Genomic DNA, 24,063 nt, shown 5'->3' on the forward strand with positions numbered 1-24,063 from the left:
CCATGAATATCCCGAAGCTGACTCCAGAACTGCTCACGCTGGCCCGGAACATTTCCTCAAAATGCACGCGGTGTCTGGCCTGCCAGATCCGCTGCGCGTTCCTCAAGGAGCACGGCACGCCCGGAGAGCTTGCCGAGCGTCTGCTCGCAAGCGGCATCGGCCTGGCCCGCGCCTATGAATGCAGCCTGTGCGGGCTGTGCCAAGCCGTCTGCCCCCTGGGCCTGCCCCTGCCCGACTTTTTCCTGGCCATGCGCCGGGCCGCGCTGAAGGGAGGGCGGGGCAGCCTGACTCCATACCGTTCAATACTGAACTATGAAGCGGTGGGAGCCTCCGCCCTGTTCCGTCTTTTCAGATTGCCGGACGGGGGCCACACCGTCCTTTTCCCCGGCTGCGCCTTTCCCGGCGCCCACCCGGACACCGCCCTTGCCCTGTACAGGCACCTGCGCGCGAGCGACCCTGCCCTGGGCCTGGTTCTGGGCTGCTGCTTCAAGCCTTCGCACGACCTTGGCCGGCAAAAATTCTTCGAGAAACGTTTTGGCGCATTGCGCGCGAACCTCCTGGCGCGCGGGGTGCGCACGGTGCTCACGGCCTGCCCCAACTGCTTCAAGATATTCGACCAGTACGGAGACGGGCTTGCCGTGCGCAGCGTGTTCGAGTCGCTGGCCGAAAATCCCCCCATCGGCCTGCCCCGGCTGCACGGCACGGCCATTGTGCACACGCCGTGCCCCTTGAGATTTGAAAAAAAGGTGCAGGACGACCTTCTGGGATTAGCCCGCGAATCGGGGCTGGATGTAGAGAAGACAAGACAGGATGGATCCCTGGCGCCATGTTGCGGGGCCGGGGGCGCCGTCAGCGCGTTACGGGCGGATTACGCGGAAAATTGGACCGGGGACATAAAGACACGCGCGCAAGGACGGATTGTGCTGACCTCATGCGCGGGGTGTGTCCAGACCCTCGCGCAAAGCACACGCGCCATCCATCTGCTGGATCTGATTTTTTTCCCGCAGGCGGCGTTGCGGGGAACACTCGCCAGACCCAAGGGCCTTGGCAGTTATCTGCACCGGCTACTCTTCAAATGGAAATTCTGGTCGCCCCGGAACCGGCCTTCTCTTCGAACTCGCGGATAAGTCCGGTCAGAATCCGGGACACGCGACGCGGCGAAAACCTCTCGGCCACGGCGCGGGCCCGTTTACACATGCCCGGGTCAGGGCCGCGGCGCACCAGGCGCAGCATCTCCCGCAGCAGATGCTCCTCGTCGACCCGAGCCCATAGCATCTCGGGCCGAAAATGGGGCAGCATCCTCGACATGCGCTCCCCCACCGGCTCCAATTCGAAACGCAAGGGCACGGAGTTGCGCTGGTCCATGAACTCCATGTTCCCGGACCAGCCCGTGGCCAGGACCGGCACCCCGTGGCTCATGGCTTCGCTGAGCCCCAGCCCCCAGGCCTCGCCCCGATGCGGGGCGACATAGGCCAGGGCCCCCGAGTGCAGGGCGGCCATGCGGGCATCGCTCACGCTCTCCCCTATGCTCACAATCTGCGCCCCCCCGCCGAAAGATACGCTCATCCGATACTGCTTGAGAACAAGGACTACATCCGGATTGGAATGCGCCAATCGAGCAAAGACCCGCAACAACGCATCGAGGTTCTTGCGCGGGTTGATCGCATCGACAATGCTGAAAAAATAACGTCCCCTGGACTGCACGCCCAAGCGTGTGCGCGCCCACTCCAGGTCCTCGGGCGCAAACGTCGCAAGCTCGACCACATGCGGCAGCACCTTCACCTGGACATGACCCTGGCCGAGCGCCTCTGCGGAAAACGCCGACGCCGTCCAGATCTCGTCCACCAATGCAAATCCCGCACGATAGACATCAGGCAACGCAAGCCCTTCCCAGACCGCAAATCCGACTTTGGGCTTCGCGCGGGCGGCAGGGTATCGCTCCAGGATATCGGACCAATTCATCGGGTCATCGTGCAGCACGGCCAGATCCGCCTCCTCGGGCCGCTCCACGACCTCAAATCCGGCCAGGACCAGGCATCTCCTGTAGGCCTCGCCGGCCCTGCGATGGCTGATGTAGTCCGAAAGGTGCCACCAGACACGCTTCATCGCTTGCCATCCCCGCGACGCGGCCAGGGAAAGAACATGGGCGTTCCGCGCTGGTAGTCCCGGTAGGCCTGGCCGTGAACATGGAGGAGCTTGCGCTCCTCAAGCCAGGCGCCGACGAGCACGTATCCGGTCAAAACCAGACTCGTGACCAGCTCCGCCGCATCGAAGGTTCCCGTGCGTGTCCAGAGCAAAAGAAGCGCTCCCCCGTACCACGGGTGGCGCACCCGCCTCAGGATGCCCGTGGTACGAAGCTCCTCGGCGTACGGGCTGCCGGCAAAGGAGCAGCTCGACCGCAGCTGCGCCAGACCGCCGACCACGCCAAGATCGTATTCCCGGGCCCCGGCCCAGAACAGCCACAGGGCCGCGCCCAGCAGCAAAAAACGCGGCAGGGCCAGGACGCCGCCCCACCCGAGGAACGCGTCACCGGCCAGCGCCTCCTTGAAGTACAGCAGCGGAAGGATGCTCAGGACCGCCAGGACGTTATAGCCCAGCCGGTACCATGGACAAAGCCGGGGAAAGCGGTTCGAGACCAGCCGCATCCAGGACGGGCTGATGAGCAGGCTGTGCAGGCCCCCCCACACTACCCAGCCCAGGGCGAGGAGGACAAGGGGCATCACCCCGCCTGCCCCTCTTCCTGAAGATGCAGCGAAACCTCGTCGTTCTTCCTGTCCGCGGAGTGGTCCCTGGCCACCAGCACGTAGATGGACGGGATGACGAAGAGCGTGAAGAGCGTGCCGGTGGTCATGCCGCCCACCAGGACAAGCCCTATGGAGTTGCGGGCCGCGGCCCCGGCGCCGGAGATGAGCACCAGCGGAAAGAATCCGGCGATGGTCGAACCGGCGGTCATGAGGATGGGCCGCAAGCGGGTCATGGATGCCTCGTGCACGGCCTGCAGCTTGGGCATGCCGCCGAGCTGGAGCTGGTTGGCGAACTCCACGATGAGAATGCCGTTCTTGGCCACCAGCCCGACCAGCGTGACCAGCCCGACCTGGGAGTAGATGTTCAGGGTAGTGGTCCAACCCTCGGTCCAGAAGGCGACGTTGGGGTCGGGCATCTTCAGGAAGGTGAAGATGAGCGCTCCGAACATGCCCAGGGGCACGGACCCGGCCAGGATGATGAAGGGATCGCGAAAGCTGTTGAACTGCGCCGCGAGCGTCAGGAAGATGAGCACCACGGCCAGGCCGAAGGAGAAGAGAAAGGTGTTGCCCTCGGTGCGCAGCTGGCGCGAGTCACCCGTGTAGTCGAGAACGTATCCCTGGGGCAGGATCTTCACCGCCTCGTCCTCCAGAAAGCGCAGGGCCTCGTCCAGGGGACGCACCGCCACACCGCTGATCTTCACGGCGTTGAGCTGCTGAAAGCGGTTCAGGGAACGGGCCACGGTGGTGTTCTTGATGGTCGCCACCGAGGACAAGGGCACGAGCTCGCCATTTGGTCCGGTCACATGAATATTTTTCAGCTGCTCGGGGTTCAGGCGATCCACGCGCTGGACCTGGGGGATGACCTTGTAACTGCGCCCGTCGATATTGAAGCGGTTGACATAGGCCCCGCCGAGCATGGCCGACACGTCACCGCCCACGGATGCGAGGCTCAGTCCCATGGCGGCGACCTTGTCGCGATCGATGATCAGCTCGGCCTGGGGCTTGTCGATCTTCACGTCGATGAGCGGCGGAAAGGCGAACATGCCGCTCTGCATGGCCTTGAACTGAACCTGTTCTGCAAAGGCCAGGATCTGCTCCGGGTCGGCCGTGGACGCGATGATGAACTCCACGGGAAAATCGCCGCCGCCCGGCAAGGCCGCCGGGGTGACCGGGAACATCCGGATGCCCGGAATGGCGGCCAGACCGGCCTGCACCTCGGGCAGGATCTGCGCGACGGTCCGCTCGCGCTGTTCCCACGGCTTGACCACCAAACCGCCGAATCCACTGGAAGGAAAGGTAATCTGAAACGTGAACTCGGCCTCGGGCGTGCTCATGAATACATCGTTGGCCGCCGCCGCGAACTGCCTGGTCTGATCGAGGGATGCGTCGGCCGAGGCATCGAGGATGCCGAAGATGACGCCCTGGTCCTCGGAGGGAGCTAACTCCTTGGACGACATCATGAACATGGGCACGGTCAGCACGGCGATCAGGACCCAGACCAGATACACCGCCGGCCGGGAGTTGAGCGTCCCGGCCAGGAGGCGACCGTAGAAATTCTTGAGCCGGTTGAAATCGCGATAGATGCGCCCGGACAGCCCCCGCTCCTCTATGCCCGCGACGAGGATGCGCGAGGCCATGAACGGCGAGAGCGTCAAGGCCACCACCCCGGACATGGCCACGGTGCCGGCCAGCGTGAAGGCGAACTCCCGGAAGAGCGAACCCGTCAGCCCGCCCTGCAAGCCGATGGGCGCGTAGACGGCGATGAGCACCACATTCATGGCGATGATGGGCCGCACCAGCTCGCGTGCGCCGATCAGAGACGCTTCAAGGGGCGTCTTGCCCTCGCTCAGGTGCCTTGAGACATTCTCGACGATGACGATGACGTCGTCCACCAGGACGCCCACGGAGAGAACAAAAGCAAGCAAAGTCAATAGGTTGACCGTAAATCCGAAGACCTGCATGAGAAACACGCCCCCGATGAGAGAGATGGGGATGGCCACGATGGGAATGAGCACGGACCGCACCGACCCCAGAAAAAGGAAAATGATGACCACGACGATGGCCAAAGTTTCCACCAGCGTGGTGCGCACCTCTTTCAGGGCGTTGTTGATGTACTCGGTGGCGTCGTACCCGACCCGGCCCTCCATGCCCGTGGGCAGGGATTTCTGGATATCCTTCATCTCGGCCTGCACCAGCTCCAGCACTTCTATGGAATTGGCGTTGGGCAACGGCCAGACGCCGATGAATACGGCCGTCTGCCCGGTGAAGCGAACCTCGGCCCCGTAGTCCTCGGCGCCCAGGACCACGTCGGCGATATCGCCAAGACGAACCACCGCACCGTTCTGCGAACGGATGGCCAACCGGCGGAACTCCTCGGCGGAGCGCAGGTCCGTATCGGCGGTCAGGTTGATCTGGATAAGCTGACCCTTGGTCTGCCCCAGGGCCGCAAGGTAGTTGCCCGCAGCCAGGGCCTGGCGCACGGCGGCGGGGCTGACGTTCAGGGCGGCCATGCGGTCGGGCTTGAGCCAGATGCGCATGGCGAATGTACGCGCGCCCAGGATGTCGGCCCGCTGCACCCCTTCCAGGGCCGAGAGACGCGGCTGGACCACGCGCATGAGATAATCTGTGATCTGGTTCTGATCCAGATCAGGCGATGTGAAGCTCAGGTAGGCCGAGGCGAACTGGCTGTCGGCCGACTCCACGTTGATGATGGGCACCTCGGCCTCGGGCGGCAGGTCGCCCCGGACCTGGTCGACCTTGGAGCTGATCTCGGACAGCGCCTTGATGGGATCGTAGTTGAGCTTGAGGCGCACATTGATGGTCGAGAGATTTTGCGTGCTCTCGGACTGGATGTAGTCAATGCCGTCGGCCGCTGCGATGGCCCGCTCCAAAGGCGTGGTGATGAACCCGCGCACGAGTTCGGCGCTGGCCCCGACATAGGTCGTGCTGACCGAGACCATGGCGTTTTCGCTACGCGGGTATTGTCGCACAGTGAGGGTGAAAGCGGCCTGGAGTCCGGCGATGACGATGAGCAGGCTGACGACGATGGCCAGGACCGGACGGTGGATAAAGATATCTGTAAATTTCATGAAGTAGTTCCGTATCGGAGCTCTTTCCCGGCGGCCCGCATCAGGAATTTTCCGGCGTGGGAGAGATGTTGAATTCCGGGGCCAGGGAGTTGTCCACGACCACGGACTGCCCGTTGCGGTACTTGAAGACGCCGGTGCTGACCACGCTTTGACCCGGCGCAAGTCCCCTGGCCACGGCCACGAAATCTCCACGCCGCTCGCCCAGGGTCACAAACTGCTGCCTGAGCACAAGGCCTTCCGTTCCGTTCCCCTGCGCTTGCTCAACGATGAAAACCGAATCGCTGTACGCGGCATAGAGCACCGCCGTGGCCGGAATCAGGACCAGTTCCCGTTTCTCAGGCAGGACCACGTCCACATTGACGAACATGCCCGGCCGCAGGATCTCCCCGGAATTGGCCAGTTCGGCCTGCATGCGCACCGTGCGCGTGGCAGTGTCGGCCAGAGGTTCCACGGCCGAGAGCCGCCCTTCGATTGTTTGCCCCGGAAGGGCGTCGCTGGTCACGCGCACCGTGGCCCCGGGCAGAACCGCGCCGACCTGCTGCTGCGGCAGGGCGAATTCGACATGCACCCGGTCCAGGCGCTGCAAGCTGACAATGACGTCCGAATCCCCAAGATTCTGCCCCAGGTTGACCTCACGGATACCAAGGACGCCCTGAAAAGGCGCGCGGATGGTCTTTTTGGCGATGACGGCCCTGAGCGCATCCATCTGGGCCAGAATCTGACGGTGTTCGGCCAGGGCCGCGTCATATTCGGACTTGGCCGTGGAGCGCTGGGCCACCAGGGACTCGATGCGCCGCAGGTTGAGGCGGGCCAAGTTTTCCGTGGCCTCCAGAGCCCGCAGCCGGGCCGCCTCCTCGGAAATATCGAGCTGTACGAGCACATCCCCGGCCTCGACCCGGTCCCCGGACTCGAAATCGATGCGCACGACCTTGCCCGGAGTCTCGGCGGTCATGGTCACGCCTTGCACGGCGGTGACGGAACCCACGGCGGTAAAAACCGTATCCCAACTGGCGGAAGTGGAGTTCACCGTGGAAACCACGGCCGGGGGCATGGAGAAGGATTCTCCCTGGGCGATCATTGCCCTGATCTGCATGGCCTTGATTCCGACAAGGACACCGGCCACGACGGCCACAAGCAAGATGGCGATGAGTATTTTTTTGATCATGACATTCCGGGGCTTGAGTTGATGCGATCCGCCCAGTGCGGCCAATTTGGGCACTTACATTCAATCCCACTCATCGTAAAGAACCCACCCACTCAGCATCGCAATCTTCGTACAGGTTGAACGCATTTCGTTTTAAAAAAATACGAACTAATGCGTATCCAAAATCCCCGCCACAATTGACATCTCCCCAATGCCGGGGGAAGTTCTCAACGTCGGCAAAAGGATTTTCGCCATCTCGATATAAATACGACTCCCGGAGGAACCATGAAAACACTCGTCGCGATTCTCGCCCTGCTGCTTGGCGGATGCGTAGGCGTGCCGGACACAGTGCGCCCCGTCGGAAATTTCCAGCTGGAGCGTTACCTTGGCACTTGGTATGAGATCGCGCGCCTCGATCACTCCTTCGAGCGGGGTCTGAGCCGCGTGAGCGCCGAATACAGCCTGCGTGAGGATGGCGGGGTTCGGGTTGTCAATCGCGGCTACAACGCCAAGACAGGAAAATGGGAGCAAGCCGAAGGGAAGGCGTTTTTCGTTGAAGACCCGCAAACGGGATTCCTCAAGGTCTCCTTTTTCGGACCATTCTACGGCGCCTACGTGATCTTTGAACTTGATCACGAAGGCTACCGTCATGCCGTGGTCAGCGGGCCGGACACATCCTATCTCTGGATACTGGCCAGGGAAAAGCGCCTGGATGAAGCGCTAAGACGCGAACTCGTGGCCAAGGCCGCCGCACGCGGCTTCGACACGAGCGCCCTGATCTTTGTCGAACACGATTGATCCGCATTTTCCGCGTCCCGTTTGCGGGAGTTTGAGGACAAGGCCTGCAAATCCCCGCAAACCGGGGGTTGGTAAAAAATTGCTGGCCCTGCTCGGGGCAAAATGCGTATTGAGAGGGGAACGACGGCAACCGAAAATGATGAACCCGTCGGGAATCAGGAGCACGGGGCATGAACGGATCTTGTTTCGAAGAAGCGAATTTGCTGAATGTCTGCCTGGACAGCATCGACTACCAGGGCATTGTCAGACACATCAACGACGGTGTGCTCATCCTGCGTGAAGGCAACATAGTCTTCACCAACGGAGCGTTTTGCGAAATCGTCGGATCCAATCTGGAAGGGCTTCTGGGCAAGCCATTTGCCGACTTTGTCATTCCCGAAGACCAGAATCGCGTCATCCGGCACTGCGTCGACAAGCTCTACACCTCCGACCTCTCGGACCGGATCGAGTTTTCCATCTCACGGCCCGGCGAAGACGCCATCGTGGAGATGAAGCTGACCGTGGTCGATTGCGGAGGCGCACCGGCCATTCTGGCCGCCATCACGGACATCACCGAACGCCGCAAGACCCGCATCGAGCTTCAGCGCGTCAAGGACAGGCTGGAAAGCATCCTGCACGCCCTGAACGACGTGGTCGTGTCCATCTCTCCCACGGATCATTCCATCCTGGCCATCAACCCCGCCGCCGAAGCCCTCTACGGCATCCCCAGACGCGCCTTCAACGCCGGGGAAATGCAGCTCATGCATTTCGTCCATCCCGAGGACCGGGAGGCGGTGAGCAAGTACTACCGGTCCTTGGTGGACGACGAGTTCGGGGAAATGCAGTACCGTATCATCAGCAGCAACGGACGCATCAAATGGGTGCACGACGAAGGGCATCTGGTCTACTGCACCACCAGGTCCATCCGCCGCCTCGATCACGTCATCCGCGACATCACCGAGCAAAAGGAAGCCCTCGACGCCCTGACCCGCAGCGAGGAAAAATATCGCGACTTCTTTCAGAGCACCAAGGACATGGCCTACTCCGTGACTCCGGACGGCACCTTCATCGACATCAACGAGGCCGGCATCCAGATGCTGGGCTTTTCCAACCGCGAGGAGGCGCTTAGTGCCAACCTCAAGGATTTTTACGAGAATCTGTCCGAACGTGCCGACCTGCTGGCCCAGATCAACGAAGAGGGTTTTGTCACGGACAAGCACATCCGCTTCCGCCTCAAGGACGGAAGATCCATCGAGGTGGCCATCACGGCCCGGGCCAAGACCGATGAATCCGGATACCTGCTCTATTACGAGGGCATCGCGCACAACATCACCCAGGCCATGGAAGACCAGAGCAACCGGGTGCTCAGAAACGCCGCCGGGGGCATGTGCCACTATCTGAACACACACCTCATGCACATCGTCAACGCCAAGGACGGCATCCGGGAAGAGATCGAGAGCCTGGACGAAACCGCCAAGGCCCTGCCCGAAAACACCAGGGCGACATGGACAGCCGCCGCCTCTTCCCTGCACGCCTATTGCGAGGGGCTCGACCTTGCCTACCGCAAGATCACGGCCGTGACCAAGGCCTTCAACTCCGCCTTCCTGACCTACAAGGAGGAATCCTATCTGGACAAGGCAATCCTCGACATCTTCAATTCCTGCCTGGGAGACCCGCTGGAATGCAGCAGGCAAGCTCTCCCGGACAGAAAAAAGGATGCACATGAATGACGCACGCGGCTTCTCCACCCTGCCGAACCTGGTGAGCGAGGCATGCACGTCCTGAACTGGCTCGGCCTGCTGCTCCTGGCCGCCCTGGCCCTGGGCGCGGCCGGGCACGCCCTGCTGCGCAAAAGCGATTCCCGCTCGGCCCTGGGCTGGGTTGGCGTCTGTCTGACTTTTCCTCTGGCCGGCCCCATTCTGTACATCCTCTTCGGCGTGAACCGAGTCCGGCGCAGCGCGTCGCGCATGCGGAAGGAAGTCGACGCCCTGTCCGCCAACGTTCCGCCGAGCGTCCCTTCGTATCCGAGCGCGGCCATCAATCCCACGGTTTTGCACCACGCGTTCCAGCGCCTGGAACGCGTCGGGCACAACATCCTCGGCACGGAACTGGTCGGGGGCAACTGCGTCGAGCCCCTGTTCAACGGAGACGAGGCCTATCCCGTCATGCTGCGGGCCATGGAAGACGCCAGGCACAGCATCTATCTGACCACCTACATTCTCGACACCGACAACCTCGGCCTCAAATTCATCGACGCCCTGGCCCGGGCCGTACAACGTGGAGTGGACGTGCGGGTGCTCATCGACGGGGTGGGCGAGAAGTACTCATGGCCCCGGGCCTCCCGGATGCTCGCGAAGAAAGGCGTGCCAAACGCCCTCTTCATCCCGCCCCGCCTCTTCCCGCCCGACCTGCACTTCAATCTGCGCAATCACCGCAAGATCCTGGTCGTCGACGGCTGCCTTGGCTTCACGGGCGGCATGAACATAACCCAGAAGCATGTGCTTGAAGCAAAACCGCCCTGGCCGGTCAAGGATCTGCATTTCATCGTACACGGCCCAGTCGCGAACCTTTTGCAGGACTCCTTTGTCGATGACTGGTTTTTCGCAACCAAGGAACGCATCCACCCACCCGTTCTCTTCACGGAACCGACGGGTGACTGCCTGTGCCGCACCGTTGTCGACGGACCCAACCTCGGTGAAGACCACCTGAAGACGCTGCTGACCGGAATCATCTCCGCCGCGACGACGAGCATCAGGATCATGACCCCCTACTTCCTTCCCCCGCGCACGTTCCTGAGCGCCCTGATGTCGGCCCGCTACCGTGGGGTCACGGTCGAGATCCTGCTGCCGGGCCGCAACAACATCCCCTTTGTGCACTGGGCTTGCAGACACATCCTCGACGAACTGCTGCGCGCCGGAATCAGCATCGCCTTCCAGCCCGCGCCCTTCAATCACACCAAGCTCATGCTCGTGGACGGCTGCTATGTGCACCTTGGCTCGGCCAATCTGGACAGCCGCAGCCTGCGGCTCAATTTCGAACTGACCCTGGAAGTCCTGGACCAGCACCTGGCCATACAGTTGACGCGGCATTTCGACACCATCATGGCCAAGAGCCGTCCGGTGACCCGCCAGGAACTCAATGGACGCTCCCTGCCCGTGCGCCTGCGGGACGCTTTTTTCTGGCTTTTCTCACCGTACCTCTAGTCAGGTCCGCATGGGGCGGACAAACCGCTCCCGGCAAGGACCTTCCGGGGCTTATCGGATTTGACTTTGACGCGCACGCCGCGAGTACTTATGAGTCATTCATCCCAGATACAGATTCACCATCCAAGAGGAGAAACTCCGTGACCAAGGAATTCACCGTATCCGCCACCTGCCCCGAGTGCGGACATCGCACCGAGGCGCATCACACGAAAGAAGCCATGCAGGAAGCGTTCGGCAATGATGCGACCATCAAGATACTGTGCGCCCATTGTCAGGCCAGTTTCGAACAGCCCGTGGGCTTGGCCTGCGCGGAGTGGGACGAGTACTGTCATGAAATCCCCCTGCCCGCCGACGTCTAGGGCGTAAACTTCATAAACCACGGAAAAAACATGATTTTCGTCGTGACCAAATGCGCGAATTGTCCCTTGCTCAGCTATGTGGAAGGTCAGCGGGTCTGCAATGTCGGGCCCCCGAGCCAGCGTCCCATCCCTGAAGCAGACGAGCGCCCCACCTGGTGCAGAATGCGCAAGGAACAGATAATTATCCGGGATTTCAAGTAGCCTCTCCCCCGGGTCGACTTTCGTCTTTCCTGTTGAAGTGTAGTCCCCTATCTGCTAGAGAGGCCGGTAGTGTTGACTTGACGGGGAAGGATGCCGACTCTCATTGACAAAAATAGTCCTTCCCCATAGGGGGAGTCTTTGCAAACTCTTTTTCCGGAAGGAAAAATTTTGAGGAACAACATCTAAGGAGGAATTGAGCATGGCAATGATCGAATTCAAGGGTAAAAGTTTCGAGATCGACGAAGACGGTTTTCTGCTGAAGTTTGAAGACTGGGGTCCGGAATGGGCTGAATACGTCAAGGAGAGCGAAGGCATTTCCGAAATCACCGAAGCTCACCAGCAGATCCTCGACTTCCTGCAGGACTACTACAAGAAGAACGGTATTGCCCCCATGGTCCGTATTCTTTCCAAGTCCACCGGCTACAAGCTGAAGCAGATCTACGAACTTTTCCCCTCCGGCCCCGGCAAAGGCGCCTGCAAGATGGCTGGCCTGCCCAAGCCCACCGGCTGCGTTTAATTCAGCTGTTTTTCCAAAAAAAGCCCTGCTCACGCAGGGTTTTTTTTATGCTTTGGCCAGCCCGGTACGCATGGATCAGCCTTCCGTGCGTCCATAAATCCGGGCCATAAAAAGCATTCTTTCCGCCAGCTCCCTCGTGGCCATGTCAGGCCGCAATCTCCAGCCCCAGTTGCCACCCGCGACTCCCGGCATGTTCATCCGACCATCCGCGCCAAGGTTCAAATAATCCTGCATGGGAATGACGCAAAGGGCCGCCACGCTGCCGAGCGCCATGCGGATCATGACGTCGGTCGCGCTATCCGCAGACACCTGTCGCCCTGCATAATCGCAAAATCGCCTCCGCCCCTCCTCGTCCAGTTCATCCGAAAACCAGCCCCGAGTGGTGTTGTTATCATGAGTGCCGGTATAGACCGCGCTTTGCACGGGCATGTTGTGCGGAATGTAGGCGCTTTTCCCCATGTCCGGTGAAAATGCGAATTGCAGAATCTTCATGCCGGGAAATCCGAATTCGCTCATGAGCGCGACCACGTCCTCGGTGATGACGCCCAGGTCCTCGGCCAGAATACACAAGCCCGGCACCCGCTCCTTCATGGCATTGAAAAACCGCGCCCCGGGACCAGGAATCCAGAGTCCGTTTTCCGCCGTGGGCTCACAGGCCGGCACCTGCCAGAACCCGCAAAATCCCCGGAAATGATCAAGCCTGATCATGTCGAAACGCTCGCTCTCGTGTCGCAGCCGCTCGGCCCACCATGAAAAACCGTCCTTTTCCTGAAAAGCCCAGTCATAGACGGGATTGCCCCACATCTGCCCGGTTTCGGAAAAATAATCCGGGGGCGCGCCGGCGCAATAGATGGGCAGGCCTTCGCGGTCGAGCTCAAAAAGCTCCCTGTGCGCCCAGACGTCGCTGCTGTCGAGGCTGACGTAGATGGGCACATCCCCGAGCAGGGACACCCCGCGCGTGGCCGCATAATCGCGCAGATTTTCCCAGTGCAGGCTGAAAAGGTACTGAAAATAGCGTTCCCGCAAAATATCGTACCCAAGGCGCTCGCGGGCCCGCTCCAGGGCGTCAGGCTCCCGCAGACGCACACCGCGCGGCCAGCTCAGCCACGGCACCCCGTTGTGCTCACGCTTCAGGGCCGCGAACAGGCAGTAGTCGTCAAGCCAGAAATCCGCCTTGCGGCAGAAGGCGTCAAAGCCCAAGTCCGCGCGCAAGCCGGGAAATGCATTGTCAAAGGCCTGCTCCAGAATCTTTTCACGCCAGGCGGCAGCCGCCCGGTAGTCCACACGGTCCTGGGGAAAATCCGGCGGCGGCTCCACGTCCCGGGACCGGAGCACGCCCTGGCGCACCAAAAGCTCGGGGCTTATGAAAAGCGTGTTCCCGGCAAAGGCCGAGTAGCTGCTGTATGGAGAATTGCCTGCTCCGGCATTGATGGGCGCAAGAGGGAGCATCTGCCACACCTCCTGCCCGCCATCGGCCAGAAAATCGATGAATTCATGGGCGCGGGGGCCAAAATCACCGACCCCGTGCCGATTTGGCAGGGAAGAGACATGCAGCAGCACCCCGCATCTTCGCGCAAGAGTCATGCGCCACCCTCCGCCGGTTGAAAAAAGAGCACACTCAGGGGCGGAAGGATCAGGTTCACGGAGTAGGCAAACCCGTGCACGGGAATGGGCTCGGCCCGGACCTGCCCCATGTTGCCCGCCCCGCTGCCACCGTAGGCATGGCTGTCGGAGTTCAGGATCTCGCGCCACGTGCCGCCTGTGTCCACGCCCACTGCATAGTTTTCGCGGGGCACCGGGGTAAAATTGCAGATCACCAGGACCGACCGCCCCGCCTTGTCCTTGCGGAAGAAACTCAGCACGCTCTGGTCGGAATCATGACAGTTTTCCCAGGCAAACCCCTCCGGGCTGAAATCAAGCTCGTGCAGGGCCCCGCATTCCCGGTAAACCCGGTTCAGGTCCCGGACCCAGGCGCGGATTCCATCATGAGCCGGAAAATTCAGCAAATCCCAATCCAGGGAAAGATCGTGATTCCACTCGCGCCATTGTCCGAATTCCGCGCCCATGAAGAGCAGCTTCTTGCCCGGCAACCCGTACATGTAACCGAAAAGGGCCCGCAGCCCAGCCATCTTCTGCCAGTAATCCCCGGGCATCTTCGAAAGCAGCGACTTCTTTCCATAGACCACCTCGTCGTGGGAGAGAGGCAGGACAAAGTTTTCGGCGTAGGCGTACCACAGGGCAAAGGTGAGCAGGTTGTGGTGGAATTTGCGAAAAATCGGATCAAGCTCCATGTAGGTCAGGGAATCGTTCATCCACCCCATGTTCCATTTGAGCCCGAACCCCAGCCCCCCCAAGTAGACGGGCTTTGAAACCATGGGCCAGGACGTGGATTCCTCGGCTATGGTCTGCACATCGGGAAATTCCTCGTAGATGGCCTTGTTCAGTTCCTGCAGAAGCTCAATGGCAGCGAGATTCTCGCGCCCCCCGTAGCGGTTGGGCACCCAGTCGTCATGCGGGCGCGCATAATCAAGATACAGCATGGATGCCACACCATCGACGCGCAGCCCGTCGAGGTGAAACTCGCGGATCCAGTACATGGCGTTGCAGATGAGAAATCCAGCCACCTCGTAGCGACCGTAATTGAAGATTGCGCTCTTCCATTCGGGGTGAAAACCCTGACGCGGGTCGGCGTGTTCGAACAGGGCCGTCCCGTCAAAGTTGGCCAATCCATGGACATCCGTGGGAAAATGTCCGGGGACCCAGTCCAGGATGACCCCAATCCCTTCGCGGTGCAGGACATCGACCAGGTAACGGAAATCCTGCGGGCTGCCGTAACGGCTGGAGGGCGCAAAATAGCCCGTGCTCTGGTAACCCCAGGAGCCGTAAAAAGGATGCTCCGCCACGGGCATGATCTCCACGTGGGTGAAGCCGGCATCCTTGACGTAGGCCGCCAGATCATGAGCCATTTGGCGATAGCCGAGAAAGTTCCCGTGCTCGTCGCGCCGCCAGGATCCCAGGTGCAGCTCGTAAATGGACCATGGGCTGTCAAGGGCGTTGCGTCCGGAGCGGGTTTGCATCCAATCCCCATCCTCCCAGACATAATCCAGGTCCCAGATGATGGAAGCCGTGGCTGGAGGCTCCTCGCTTAAAAGGGCAAAGGGATCGGCCCGCTCCCCTTCACCGCCAGGCCAGGAAAGATAGTATTTGTAGCGCTGCCCGTGTTTCGCCTTGGGCACGAAGCATTCCCACACTCCGGAACTGTCCGCGCGCATGGTCATGGGCGCGGCGTTGCGGTCCCAGGCATTGAAATCCCCGATGACCGAGACAAACGCGGCGTTGGGGGCCCAAACCACGAAACGTGTTCCTGCTGATTCCGGCCCCAGGGACTCTGGGTGCGCTCCGAAATGTTCGTACAGGCGGGTATGCCGCCCCTGCTTGAAGAGATAAATGTCGAGATCGCCGAGACTGTGCCTTGCGTCCATGAATAACCTCCGATGATTCTGACTATCACGATAGGGAAGAGAGAGGTCTATTGGCAAGGCCGGATGAGGATCGGACATAAAAAAAGCGCGGACAGAGCCGCGCTTAAAAAATCCCGCAAGGAAGCCTTTCTAATGATGGCCTTCCTTCATGCCTTCCTTGATGCGGTAAATCGCCGCAATGACAATGGCCGCGAGATACGTGAAAATCCCGATGACCCCGATGAAGCCCTGCACCGTACTGTGCAGCATGTTCCCAAAAAGCTCACCCAGCATGACTCCCTCCTCGTAACGTGTCCCAGAAATTCGTATGTGGAACTTTTCACAACCATATCTTGACCAAAAAAGTCAAGGAAAAACGCCCGATCCGGCCTGTGGCGACGGGCAGACGGAAATCTACAGTTCGTTGAAGAAGGTATCCCGCTCAACCGGGGTAAAACCCGTGGCCGAGATGGTCTCGACCAGCTCGGAGATGGTCATACCCGTGGGCGAATCGGCGCCCGCCGCATGACCGATCTTCTCTTCCACTATGGTGCCGTCGAAATCGTCGGCTCCGGCCCACAGCGCCATCTGCGCGGCCTTGATGCCGGAAAACGCCCAGTAGGCCTTGATGTGCGGGATATTGTCCAGAAAGAGGCGTGCCACGGAAATGGTGCGCAGGTATTCCTCGCCCGTGGGGCCGGCGGCACCGAGTTCGTTGTTGTGCGGCTGATAGGCCAGGGGAATGAAGACGATGAAGCCGGGCTTCTCGTCCTCTGCGGCGCGCAGGCGTTCCATGTGATGGATGCGGTCCTCCCAGGACTCGATGTGCCCGAAAAGCATGGTGGAATTGGTCTTCATGCCCATGTCGTGAGCAAGGCCGTGAATGTGCAGCCAGCGATCGGCGGTGACTTTTTCCGGGCACAGCCGCTCGCGCATGGCGGGGGAAAAGACCTCGGCGCCGCCGCCGGGCAGGGCATCCAGCCCCACAGCCATCATCTCGCGGAGCACCGTCGCCTCGTCCGTGCCCAAAGTGTCGGCGAAGTGAGCCACTTCCACGGCGGTGAAGGCCTTGACCACGGCCTGAGGGCGCACTTCCTTGCACAGGGCCAAAAGATCGAGGTAGTACTGATAGGGCAGATCCGGATTCAGACCGCCCGTGATGTGGATCTCGCGGATGGGCTCGTGGATGCGGTCCATGAGGCGCTTTCTGGCCTCTTCCAGCGAGTAGGTGTAGCCCCCTTCCTCCCCGGCCTTCTTAAAAAATGCGCAGAAGCGGCACTGGTTACGGCACACGTTGGTATAGTTCAGATGCTGGTTGTAGACGTAGTAGGCCTTGTCCCCGTGCCGCGCCCGGCGCTGCTTGAGGGCCGCCTCGCCCAGCTCGTGCACCGAGGCGTCGCGTGCAATTTTCAGGGCGAACTCCGGGTCGATGCGCTCTCCGGCTTTCAACGTGGCCAGCCGCTTTTTGGCGGCGCTGTCGAGTCTGCTTTCAATCATCTTCATGGTCCTTTAAAAAAAAGCGAGGCCGCACCCTTTACGGATGCAGCCTCGCGTCATGCTTGGATATCGGGCACGAAGCTGCCGTCAGGCTATTCTTCTTCGGTCCCGGCTTCGGTCTCGGCTTCGGGCTCGGAGCCGTTTTCGGCATTCTCTTCCATCTTCTGACGGATCATGTCGCCGAGGTTGCTGCCGGTCATGGAACCGCTCTGAGTGGTGCGGAATTCACCGGCGCCACCGCTGCGCTTGCGCTCGGGCTCCTGCGCCTTGAGGGAGAGACCCAGACGGCGCTCATCGGCGCTGACATGGATGACCTTGGCCTCGATGGAGTCACCTTCGTTGAAGGCTTCCTTGGGGCTCTTGATCTTCTTCTTGCTCATCTCGCTGACGTGAACCAGACCTTCGATGCCTTCCTCGACCTCAACAAACAGACCGAAGTCCGTGATGTTGGTGATGGTGCCGGTCAGCATGGTGCCCACGGGGTAGCGGTTGGGCACGTCCAGCCACGGATCGTCGGCCAGCTGCTTGATGCCCAGGGTAAACTTCTCGTTCTCCTTGTCCACGGTCAGAACCTTGGCGCGGACAACGTCGCCCACCTTGTAGAGCTCGTTGGGGTGACGGATCTTCTTGGTCCAAGACAGGTCGGACACGTGGATCAGGCCGTCGATGCCGTCCTCGATGCCGATGAACAGACCGAATTCGGTAATGTTCTTGACGCTGGCTTCAAGGATGGTGCCCTCGGGGTACTTCTCGGCCACCAGATCCCAAGGATTGGGAGCGACCTGCTTCATGCCGAGGGAGATGCGCTTGCGGTCCACGTCGACGCCAAGGATGATGACATCCACTTCGTCGCCGGGACGGACCATCTGGGAGGGGTGACGCAGCTTGCGGGTCCAGGACATCTCGGAGATGTGCACCAGGCCTTCGACTCCGGCTTCCAGCTCCACGAACGCACCATAGTCGACCAGGTTGGTGACCTTGCCGGTGAGCTTGTGGCCCTCGGGGTACTTCTCGGAGATGTTGGCCCAGGGGTCCATGACCAGCTGCTTCAGGCCCAGGGAAACCTTCTTTTCGTCCTTGTCGAAGGAAAGAACCTTCAGGGTCAGCTCGTCGCCCAGCTGGACCATTTCCTTGGGATGCTTGATGCGCTTCCAGGACATGTCGGTGATGTGCAGCAGACCGTCGAGGCCGCCGAGGTCGATGAACACACCGTATTCGGTGATGTTCTTGACCACGCCGCTGACGGACTGGCCCTCTTCGAGGGTGGTCAGCAATTCGCCGCGCTTGCGGTCGCGATCTTCTTCAAGAAGCACACGACGGGAAACAATAACGTTGCTGCGGCGGCGATTGATCTTCAGCACGCGAAATTCGAAATCCTGGTTGACCAGGGCATCCATGTCCGGAACCGGACGAAGATCTACGTGGGAGCCGGGCAGGAAAGCCTCGATCCCCTTGATTTCAACAACATAGCCGCCCTTGATGCGGCGCACGATGCGGCCGACCACGACATCGCCGGAGTCGAGCAGCTTTTCCAGTTCGTCCAGGACCTGCATGCGCTTGGCTTTTTCCCTGGACAGGACAATGGAGCCTTCACGCTCATTTTTACGGACAACATATACGTCGACTGTGTCGCCAACTTTGACGGTCACCTGGCCGTTTTCCATGAACTCATCGAGCGGAATCTGACCTTCGGACTTAAAATTGACATCCACGAGAATGTAGCTGTCATCAATCTTCACGACCTCGCCCGAAACGATCACTCCCTCTTCGATGTCACCGAAATCGGAGTTGAGATAGTTCTCGAGTTGAGACTCAAAATCCATCTCCATGTCGAAATCATTCATGGACTCTGGCGTGGTTTGAGTGTTGTTCATATGTTTACCCCCTAACAAAATAAATTTGGGCAGTCCTAGCAGAGTGAATCTACCTTGACAACCAGAATAATCTCCGGAAAAATATCCAAATCATGCATATAATACATTGAGATCAAAAATCATTTTAGCGAAAAACGCATTTCATACCCCTTTCGGCGCTTACGCCAGGGCCACCAGATCGTATGTCTTGACCTCCTCGATCACGGCCCGGACCATCTTGCCGGGCCCGACAATATCGCCGCTGACATAGGTGATCCCGTCCACCTCCGGGGCCTGAAACCAGACCCGACCTTCGTAAAGCCCGGGCCACTCCTCATGAGCCCGGTCCACCAGTACGTCAAGCTCCTGCCCCTCGAATCCGGCGAGCAGGTCCTCGCTGATTTCGGCCTGCATCTGCATGATGCGGTCCCGGCGCTCTTCCTTGACCTCGTCAGGCAGCTGCTCCGGCAGGAGCGCCGCCTCGGATCCGTCCTCGGCGTAGTAGGGGAAAACCCCCAGATGCATGAACCTCGCCTCGCGCACAAAAGACTCCAAAGCCCGAAAACGCTCCTCGGTTTCTCCGGGATAGCCGACGATGAAAGTCGTGCGCAGCGCCGCCTCGGGGAAAAATTCACGGACCTGCTCCACGACGGCCCGGGGATCGCGCTGGAAAGGGCGCCCCATGGAGGCCAGGATGTCCGGGTGGGCGTGCTGCAGCGGGATGTCGAAATAGGGTATGAAAGGCTTGCCAAGCTCGGACAGAAAGCGCAGCAGGTCGCCGTCAAGCCCGGCCGGGTACAGATACATAAGCCGCATCCATTCAAGCCCGTTCAAGGGCGCAAGCTTTTCAAGCAGGCCACGCAGTGCCTTGTGCCCCCGATCCCGGCCATAGGCGGTCACATCCTGGGCAATGAGCACCAGCTCCTTGCGGCCCTGGTCCAGACAGCGACGCGCATCGTCGAGAATCCGCGCCTCGTCCCGGCTGACCAGCGGGCCGCGGATGGAGGGGATGGTGCAGAAGCGGCAACGGTTGTCGCACCCTTCCGCGATCTTCAGATAGGCAAAGCTTGGCGGCGTGGTCAAAAGACGCGCCGCCGAAAACCCGCCAAGAGCGGACTCAAGTCCCGGCCGCACGTTTTCCCGCAGTGCGGCAAGCTCCTGCAACCGCTGGCCTAGCTCTCCCTGGCGTCCGATTTCCAAAAAAAGGTCCACTTCCGGCAACTCGCCGCGCAGATCCTGGCCGTAACGGGAGACCAGACAACCCGTGACCACGAGGCTGGGCCGGGGATCAAGGTCGGTCAGATGCTGCGCCATGTCGAGAATGACCTGAAGGGATTCGCTGACCGCGGGCTCGATGAAGCCGCAGGTGTTGATCAGCACAACGTCCGCGTCCTCGGGTTCGGCGGCGTTGACGAAGGACGAGCCGAACCCGCCCAGCATCCACTCCGTGTCCACCTGGTTCTTGGGACAGCCCAGGCTTATGGTATGTATACGCACTTGTTTCATTGTTCCTCCAATTCCAGGGCAATGTCCGGCTCGGACCAGAAATTCACGTTTTCCCTTACGATGCCAAGCCGGGCCAACGCCTCGGCATTGACCCGGCCATGCCCCCAAAGCTCGCCACCGAAACGTAAGGGCAGAAAAATTTTTGTCACCCGCCCAGCCCGACCGGCGAGCCTCTCCTCCAGGAAAAGCCTCAAGGCCAGAGAGCGCGCCATGTTGCCGAAGGCCGGATGCCAGGGGCCTGCCAGGAGGCGTTCGAGCAATCCCGGTTCTCCGGCAAGGCCCAGACGGATGACCCGCACTCCCGCCTTCCAGAAATCAAGCAACGCACGACCGGTCTCTTCCACGGCAGCCTCAAGCGGCCAGGGCGCGTATTCGCCGCGAAGGTACATGTCCGCAAGGCCCGTGCCCCGCACCACCACGCACGGATAGATGCGCACCACGTCCGGGCCCAGGGGCAGGGTCTTGCGCACGTCCTCCCGCCACAAGAGCGCATCATGTCCGGGCAGCCCCGGCAGAAGCTGGATGCCAAGCTCAAGGCCGGCCTCCCGGACCATGGCGCAGGCCCTTTCGGCCACGGCCCCGTCGTAGCCGCGCCCGCTCGCCTCCAGCACGGACGAAGAGAAGGTCTGCACGCCAAGCTCGATCATGGACACGCCGTGCTCGCGCAACCGCCCGAGGGATTCAAGGTCCACGCGATCGGGGCGCGTGGAGACGCGCAAATGAACCAGGCCACCCGGCCCCGCGAAACGCGCCGCAAGCTCCAGAAACCGTTCCTGCCAGGCAGGATCAAGGCCCGTGAACGTGCCCCCGAAAAATCCCAGCCCAAATGGCCCGCTTTCCAGGGACAGACGTTCGCTCAGCGCATCCAGGGCGTCTTCAAGCCGAAGGCCCCCAAGCCCTGTCTGGGCATGCTGATCGCAGAAAACGCAACGGCTGGGACAGCCGGCAAAAGGCAAAAAAACCGGAAGAAGCCTGAGTCTCTTTTGCGACGGTTCAGGATGGGAAAAATGATGCCTGGAAATTTTTGTCATATTTGCCAAAAAGAAAAAAAAACAAGCTGTTAGGCTTGAAAAAAAAACCTACGTTGGATATTGCACATTCAAGAATAGCCATTTCAAGCGGCAACTTACGACCATTCTTCCAAAAATCGCATTTATTTCAGGAAGATAGACATATCGTCATCCGGGAGCTTCCCGGACCAGGAGGACTGATGAGCAACAATACGCTGACGAAAGCAGAAATTGTCGACAACATTTACGAAAAGTCGGAGCGCAATCGTGCCGAGGTCAAGGCGCAGGTTGAAACCATGCTCGACATCATGAAGGAAGCGGTCAAGAAAGACCACTCCCTTCTCATCAGCGGATTCGGCAAGTTCGAAGCCTACGAAAAAGACGCGCGCAAGGGCCGCAACCCCCAGACCAGCGAATCCATAATCCTGTCCGAGCGCAAGGTTGTGGTCTTCCGCATTTCGCGTAAGCTGCGAGCCGAGCTCAATCCGCAATAATAAAGCACCCCGGGCTTTCTTTGGTCAAACGCAGCCGCATCGACTCCGCTTCGCCAAGGCTGGAGAAAGCCCCGACCTGCACCCGCCAGAACGTAGTGCCGTGCAACTCGCCTTTCGCGATCCTGGTGCCCGCAAAGCCCCGGGAAACAAGACGCGATCTGAGTCTGCGCGCATTTTCCTCGACCACGAACGCCCCATACTGCACATAGAAAGGTCCCACATACTGAATGCGCTGTCCGGCAATGGTCTGCAAACTGACCCGCGCCGTGCCCGGGCCGACAACTCCCAGAACGCTCGCCGCCGCATATGACAGATCGATGATGCGATTGCCCACGAACGGGCCGCGGTCGTTAACCCGCACCTCGGTCGTGCGCCCGTTGTCCAGATTCCTGACCACCAGACGCGTGTGCATGGGCAGGATGCGATGCGCGGCCGTCATCTGATACATATCATAGCGCTCGCCGTTGGCCGTCTTCTTGCCGTGAAAATCCGAACCATACCAGGAGGCGACCCCCGTTTCGGAGTACCCTTCGGCGGAACCCAGCGGATAATAGGTCTGCCCGAGCACGGTGTAGGGCTTGTATGTTCCTCCCTTGCCGGCAGGCGCGGGAGGGGTCTTCTTCGATGGGGCCGGAGGAATGCTGATTCCGGGAACATACTTCGAGCCGCATCCGCTCAGACCCGCGCACAAAAGCGCGATGGCCAGCAACGCGGCCAGCCATCCGCAACCACCACGTCCCCGGAACATGTCCGGGATCATGCAGCGTTCATCCTTACCACAAGGGTTATGTCCTCGCACGCTCCAGCCAGAATCTCGCGCACCTCGGAGGGACTCGCGGACGATCCGTTCCACTCGCAATCGCATTCTTGCAGATCGATCTGCTGATCGTCCACGTATTGCAACACAGCCTGCGGGGAGACGACAACCCCGCGCTTCAGGACCGGCTTGAAGCAATCCAGCGCCACGAAATTGAACATCTTGACCACGGCCACTCCGCCCTTGCTTTTCTCATCGTCGTGCCGGCTGACCAGGTCGGGGCGAAAGGCCCGGATGGGACTTGACCGGCGCAGGGCGATGCCGCACAGGCCCGGCATGGTCCCGCTCATGCCCAATTCGTCGCCGTCGCCGACAAGCTCCTCGCGCCATTCGTCAACGGGCGCGTTGTTGAGAAAGAGCCCCGGTACGCTGTTGGTCGCATAGTCCAACTCCATACCAAGAATTTCGGTCATGAAATCACGAACGCTGACCGCCTGTTCCAAAAAGATGCCCACCCCGCGTCTGAGCAGGCCGTGCCAGATTTTGGCGGAAGTTTCCGGGATGGTCAGAACCAATTGATTTGACGCCGCACAAGTTATGCCTTCCATGACATAAACCCCCTTTTTTCTTGACTTTCCATGAAGACTGTCTGCTAACATGCACCTAAAAGCAAGTTCAACACGCGCAACCGCGCTCAACCTTCAAGGAGTCTTCATGAAAATCCTACGCATCAATACCAGAACCAAAAGCTTCAAGTTTGAAGAACTCGGCGAGCTGGCCGGTCTTGGAGGTCGTGCCCTGACCTCAAGAGTGGTCAATAAGGAAGTCCCGGCAAACTGTCACCCGCTTTCCGCCGAAAACAAGCTGATTTTCGCGGCCGGCGTGCTTGCCCCGACCAATGCAGCCAACTCCGGCCGCATTTCCGTCGGCGCCAAGTCGCCCCTGACCGGCGGCATCAAGGAGAGCAACTCCGGCGGACAGTTCGCGCACACCCTGCCCAAGCTCGATCTTCTGGCCGTCATCCTCGAAGACAAGCCCGAGGCCGGTTCCCCCATGCAGGAGATCTTCATCTCCGCCGACAAGGTCGTGTTCAAGGATTCTGCAGTGACCGGCATGCGCAACTACGCCGCCCAGGAAAAACTCCTGGCCGCTTACGGCGACAAGGCCGTTACCGCCCTGATCGGACCCGCCGGCGAGCAGTGCCTGTGCGCCTCCACCATCCAGTTCTCCGATCCCGAAGGACTGCCCTCCCGTTCCGCCGGTCGTGGCGGCCTGGGCGCGGTCATGGGTTCCAAGGGCGTCAAGGCCATCATCCTTGACGGCGACGCCAACGCCAAGACCGTCTATGGCAACGAGGAACTGTTCAAGGAAGCCCGCAAGGAATGGGTCGACGTGCTGCGCAATCATCCCGTTACCAGCCAGGGCCTGCCCGGATTCGGCACCGCCGTTCT

Annotated in this window: 22 protein-coding genes; 9 read left to right on the top strand and 13 right to left on the bottom strand. The window is 60.5% G+C overall.

What is annotated here, in order from left to right; translation table 11 throughout:
• Positions 1 to 2 precede the first annotated feature (2 nt).
• Positions 3 to 1,127, top strand: a complete 1,125-nt coding sequence (locus H4684_RS05170) for a (Fe-S)-binding protein (RefSeq protein WP_192623056.1) — start codon at positions 3 to 5, stop codon at positions 1,125 to 1,127.
• On the opposite strand, the gene H4684_RS05175 is transcribed toward H4684_RS05170, so the two are convergent.
• Genes H4684_RS05175 through H4684_RS05190 form a run of 4 tightly spaced genes read right to left on the bottom strand, consistent with a single transcriptional unit; the run spans position 1,072 to position 6,998 of the window.
• Positions 1,072 to 2,106: a glycosyltransferase gene (locus H4684_RS05175; RefSeq protein WP_192623057.1), complete on the bottom strand. Its 1,035-nt coding sequence runs from the start codon at positions 2,104 to 2,106 to the stop codon at positions 1,072 to 1,074. The genes H4684_RS05170 and H4684_RS05175 overlap by 56 nt on opposite strands.
• Positions 2,103 to 2,720, bottom strand: coding sequence for a methyltransferase family protein (locus tag H4684_RS05180; RefSeq protein WP_192623058.1), 618 nt, complete (start codon positions 2,718 to 2,720; stop codon positions 2,103 to 2,105). The genes H4684_RS05175 and H4684_RS05180 overlap by 4 nt, the downstream gene beginning before the upstream one ends.
• Positions 2,720 to 5,833, bottom strand: a complete 3,114-nt coding sequence (locus tag H4684_RS05185; protein ID WP_192623059.1) for an efflux RND transporter permease subunit — start codon at positions 5,831 to 5,833, stop codon at positions 2,720 to 2,722. The genes H4684_RS05180 and H4684_RS05185 overlap by 1 nt, the downstream gene beginning before the upstream one ends.
• A 40-nt stretch (positions 5,834 to 5,873) precedes the next feature.
• Positions 5,874 to 6,998: an efflux RND transporter periplasmic adaptor subunit gene (locus H4684_RS05190; RefSeq protein WP_192623060.1), complete on the bottom strand. Its 1,125-nt coding sequence runs from the start codon at positions 6,996 to 6,998 to the stop codon at positions 5,874 to 5,876.
• 264 nt (positions 6,999 to 7,262) lie between these two features.
• On the opposite strand from H4684_RS05190, the gene H4684_RS05195 reads away from it, so the two are divergent.
• From H4684_RS05195 to H4684_RS05220, 6 genes are all read left to right on the top strand, one after another.
• A complete protein-coding gene (locus H4684_RS05195) occupies positions 7,263 to 7,775 on the top strand; it encodes a lipocalin family protein (RefSeq protein ID WP_192623061.1) in 513 nt (170 codons plus the stop codon).
• A 170-nt stretch (positions 7,776 to 7,945) separates the two neighbouring features.
• Complete coding sequence (locus H4684_RS05200) at positions 7,946 to 9,484, top strand: PAS domain-containing protein (protein WP_192623062.1); 1,539 nt, start codon at positions 7,946 to 7,948, stop codon at positions 9,482 to 9,484.
• 42 nt (positions 9,485 to 9,526) lie between these two features.
• The gene (locus H4684_RS05205) at positions 9,527 to 10,957 is read left to right on the top strand and encodes a phospholipase D-like domain-containing protein (RefSeq protein ID WP_092190273.1); all 1,431 of its coding nucleotides are present in this window, start codon (positions 9,527 to 9,529) and stop codon (positions 10,955 to 10,957) included.
• 140 nt (positions 10,958 to 11,097) lie between these two features.
• Positions 11,098 to 11,316, top strand: a complete 219-nt coding sequence (locus H4684_RS05210) for a hypothetical protein (protein WP_092190271.1) — start codon at positions 11,098 to 11,100, stop codon at positions 11,314 to 11,316.
• A gap of 30 nt (positions 11,317 to 11,346) precedes the next feature.
• On the top strand, positions 11,347 to 11,517 hold the full coding sequence (locus tag H4684_RS05215) for a hypothetical protein (RefSeq protein WP_192623063.1): 171 nt from the start codon (positions 11,347 to 11,349) through the stop codon (positions 11,515 to 11,517).
• Between the two features lie 199 nt (positions 11,518 to 11,716).
• On the top strand, positions 11,717 to 12,034 hold the full coding sequence (locus H4684_RS05220; protein WP_015775122.1) for a TusE/DsrC/DsvC family sulfur relay protein: 318 nt from the start codon (positions 11,717 to 11,719) through the stop codon (positions 12,032 to 12,034).
• Between the two features lie 75 nt (positions 12,035 to 12,109).
• On the opposite strand, the gene malQ is transcribed toward H4684_RS05220, so the two are convergent.
• The 7 genes from malQ to H4684_RS05255 all read right to left on the bottom strand — a co-directional run bounded on the left by malQ (position 12,110) and on the right by H4684_RS05255 (position 21,382).
• On the bottom strand, positions 12,110 to 13,618 hold the full coding sequence (malQ, locus tag H4684_RS05225; protein ID WP_192623064.1) for a 4-alpha-glucanotransferase: 1,509 nt from the start codon (positions 13,616 to 13,618) through the stop codon (positions 12,110 to 12,112).
• Entirely contained in the window at positions 13,615 to 15,516 is a 1,902-nt protein-coding gene (gene glgB / locus H4684_RS05230; RefSeq protein WP_192623065.1) for a 1,4-alpha-glucan branching protein GlgB, read from the bottom strand. Before glgB ends, malQ begins: the two co-directional genes overlap by 4 nt.
• A 129-nt stretch (positions 15,517 to 15,645) precedes the next feature.
• Positions 15,646 to 15,789 carry a hypothetical protein gene (locus tag H4684_RS05235; RefSeq protein ID WP_167364135.1) on the bottom strand — a complete coding sequence of 48 codons (144 nt, stop codon included), beginning with the start codon at positions 15,787 to 15,789 and terminating at the stop codon, positions 15,646 to 15,648.
• Positions 15,790 to 15,909: 120 nt separating this feature from the next.
• Entirely contained in the window at positions 15,910 to 16,992 is a 1,083-nt protein-coding gene (mqnE, locus tag H4684_RS05240) for an aminofutalosine synthase MqnE (RefSeq protein WP_192623066.1), read from the bottom strand.
• Between the two features lie 92 nt (positions 16,993 to 17,084).
• Positions 17,085 to 18,866 (bottom strand): 30S ribosomal protein S1, encoded by a 1,782-nt coding sequence (locus H4684_RS05245; RefSeq protein ID WP_092190263.1) that lies wholly within the window; start codon positions 18,864 to 18,866, stop codon positions 17,085 to 17,087.
• A gap of 159 nt (positions 18,867 to 19,025) precedes the next feature.
• Complete coding sequence (gene rimO, locus H4684_RS05250; RefSeq protein WP_192623067.1) at positions 19,026 to 20,351, bottom strand: 30S ribosomal protein S12 methylthiotransferase RimO; 1,326 nt, start codon at positions 20,349 to 20,351, stop codon at positions 19,026 to 19,028.
• Complete coding sequence (locus H4684_RS05255; protein WP_192623068.1) at positions 20,348 to 21,382, bottom strand: elongator complex protein 3; 1,035 nt, start codon at positions 21,380 to 21,382, stop codon at positions 20,348 to 20,350. The genes rimO and H4684_RS05255 overlap by 4 nt, the downstream gene beginning before the upstream one ends.
• A gap of 179 nt (positions 21,383 to 21,561) precedes the next feature.
• On the opposite strand from H4684_RS05255, the gene H4684_RS05260 reads away from it, so the two are divergent.
• Positions 21,562 to 21,855, top strand: coding sequence for an integration host factor subunit alpha (locus H4684_RS05260; protein ID WP_092190258.1), 294 nt, complete (start codon positions 21,562 to 21,564; stop codon positions 21,853 to 21,855).
• Here H4684_RS05260 and H4684_RS05265 read toward each other — a convergent pair.
• Entirely contained in the window at positions 21,842 to 22,615 is a 774-nt protein-coding gene (locus tag H4684_RS05265; protein WP_192623069.1) for a septal ring lytic transglycosylase RlpA family protein, read from the bottom strand. The two genes, H4684_RS05260 and H4684_RS05265, sit on opposite strands and share 14 nt — an antisense overlap.
• The gene (locus tag H4684_RS05270) at positions 22,612 to 23,220 is read right to left on the bottom strand and encodes a hypothetical protein (protein WP_192623070.1); all 609 of its coding nucleotides are present in this window, start codon (positions 23,218 to 23,220) and stop codon (positions 22,612 to 22,614) included. The genes H4684_RS05265 and H4684_RS05270 overlap by 4 nt, the downstream gene beginning before the upstream one ends.
• Before the next feature lie 106 nt (positions 23,221 to 23,326).
• On the opposite strand from H4684_RS05270, the gene H4684_RS05275 reads away from it, so the two are divergent.
• On the top strand, positions 23,327 to 24,063 hold a 737-nt coding region (locus tag H4684_RS05275), incomplete at its 3' end, for an aldehyde ferredoxin oxidoreductase N-terminal domain-containing protein (protein ID WP_318779613.1).

It is taken from the genome of Desulfomicrobium macestii (assembly GCF_014873765.1).
GTDB lineage: Bacteria > Desulfobacterota > Desulfovibrionia > Desulfovibrionales > Desulfomicrobiaceae > Desulfomicrobium > Desulfomicrobium macestii.

Coding starts and splice junctions, on each gene's coding strand:
- H4684_RS05170 (WP_192623056.1), top strand. CDS start 3: ATGAATATCCCGAAGCTGACTCCAGAACTGCTCACGCTGGCCCGGAAC.
- H4684_RS05175 (WP_192623057.1), bottom strand. CDS start 2,106: ATGAAGCGTGTCTGGTGGCACCTTTCGGACTACATCAGCCATCGCAGG.
- H4684_RS05180 (WP_192623058.1), bottom strand. CDS start 2,720: ATGCCCCTTGTCCTCCTCGCCCTGGGCTGGGTAGTGTGGGGGGGCCTG.
- H4684_RS05185 (WP_192623059.1), bottom strand. CDS start 5,833: ATGAAATTTACAGATATCTTTATCCACCGTCCGGTCCTGGCCATCGTC.
- H4684_RS05190 (WP_192623060.1), bottom strand. CDS start 6,998: ATGATCAAAAAAATACTCATCGCCATCTTGCTTGTGGCCGTCGTGGCC.
- H4684_RS05195 (WP_192623061.1), top strand. CDS start 7,263: ATGAAAACACTCGTCGCGATTCTCGCCCTGCTGCTTGGCGGATGCGTA.
- H4684_RS05200 (WP_192623062.1), top strand. CDS start 7,946: ATGAACGGATCTTGTTTCGAAGAAGCGAATTTGCTGAATGTCTGCCTG.
- H4684_RS05205 (WP_092190273.1), top strand. CDS start 9,527: ATGCACGTCCTGAACTGGCTCGGCCTGCTGCTCCTGGCCGCCCTGGCC.
- H4684_RS05215 (WP_192623063.1), top strand. CDS start 11,347: ATGATTTTCGTCGTGACCAAATGCGCGAATTGTCCCTTGCTCAGCTAT.
- H4684_RS05220 (WP_015775122.1), top strand. CDS start 11,717: ATGGCAATGATCGAATTCAAGGGTAAAAGTTTCGAGATCGACGAAGAC.
- malQ (WP_192623064.1), bottom strand. CDS start 13,618: ATGACTCTTGCGCGAAGATGCGGGGTGCTGCTGCATGTCTCTTCCCTG.
- glgB (WP_192623065.1), bottom strand. CDS start 15,516: ATGGACGCAAGGCACAGTCTCGGCGATCTCGACATTTATCTCTTCAAG.
- H4684_RS05235 (WP_167364135.1), bottom strand. CDS start 15,789: ATGCTGGGTGAGCTTTTTGGGAACATGCTGCACAGTACGGTGCAGGGC.
- mqnE (WP_192623066.1), bottom strand. CDS start 16,992: ATGATTGAAAGCAGACTCGACAGCGCCGCCAAAAAGCGGCTGGCCACG.
- H4684_RS05245 (WP_092190263.1), bottom strand. CDS start 18,866: ATGAACAACACTCAAACCACGCCAGAGTCCATGAATGATTTCGACATG.
- rimO (WP_192623067.1), bottom strand. CDS start 20,351: ATGAAACAAGTGCGTATACATACCATAAGCCTGGGCTGTCCCAAGAAC.
- H4684_RS05255 (WP_192623068.1), bottom strand. CDS start 21,382: ATGACAAAAATTTCCAGGCATCATTTTTCCCATCCTGAACCGTCGCAA.
- H4684_RS05260 (WP_092190258.1), top strand. CDS start 21,562: ATGAGCAACAATACGCTGACGAAAGCAGAAATTGTCGACAACATTTAC.
- H4684_RS05265 (WP_192623069.1), bottom strand. CDS start 22,615: ATGATCCCGGACATGTTCCGGGGACGTGGTGGTTGCGGATGGCTGGCC.
- H4684_RS05270 (WP_192623070.1), bottom strand. CDS start 23,220: ATGGAAGGCATAACTTGTGCGGCGTCAAATCAATTGGTTCTGACCATC.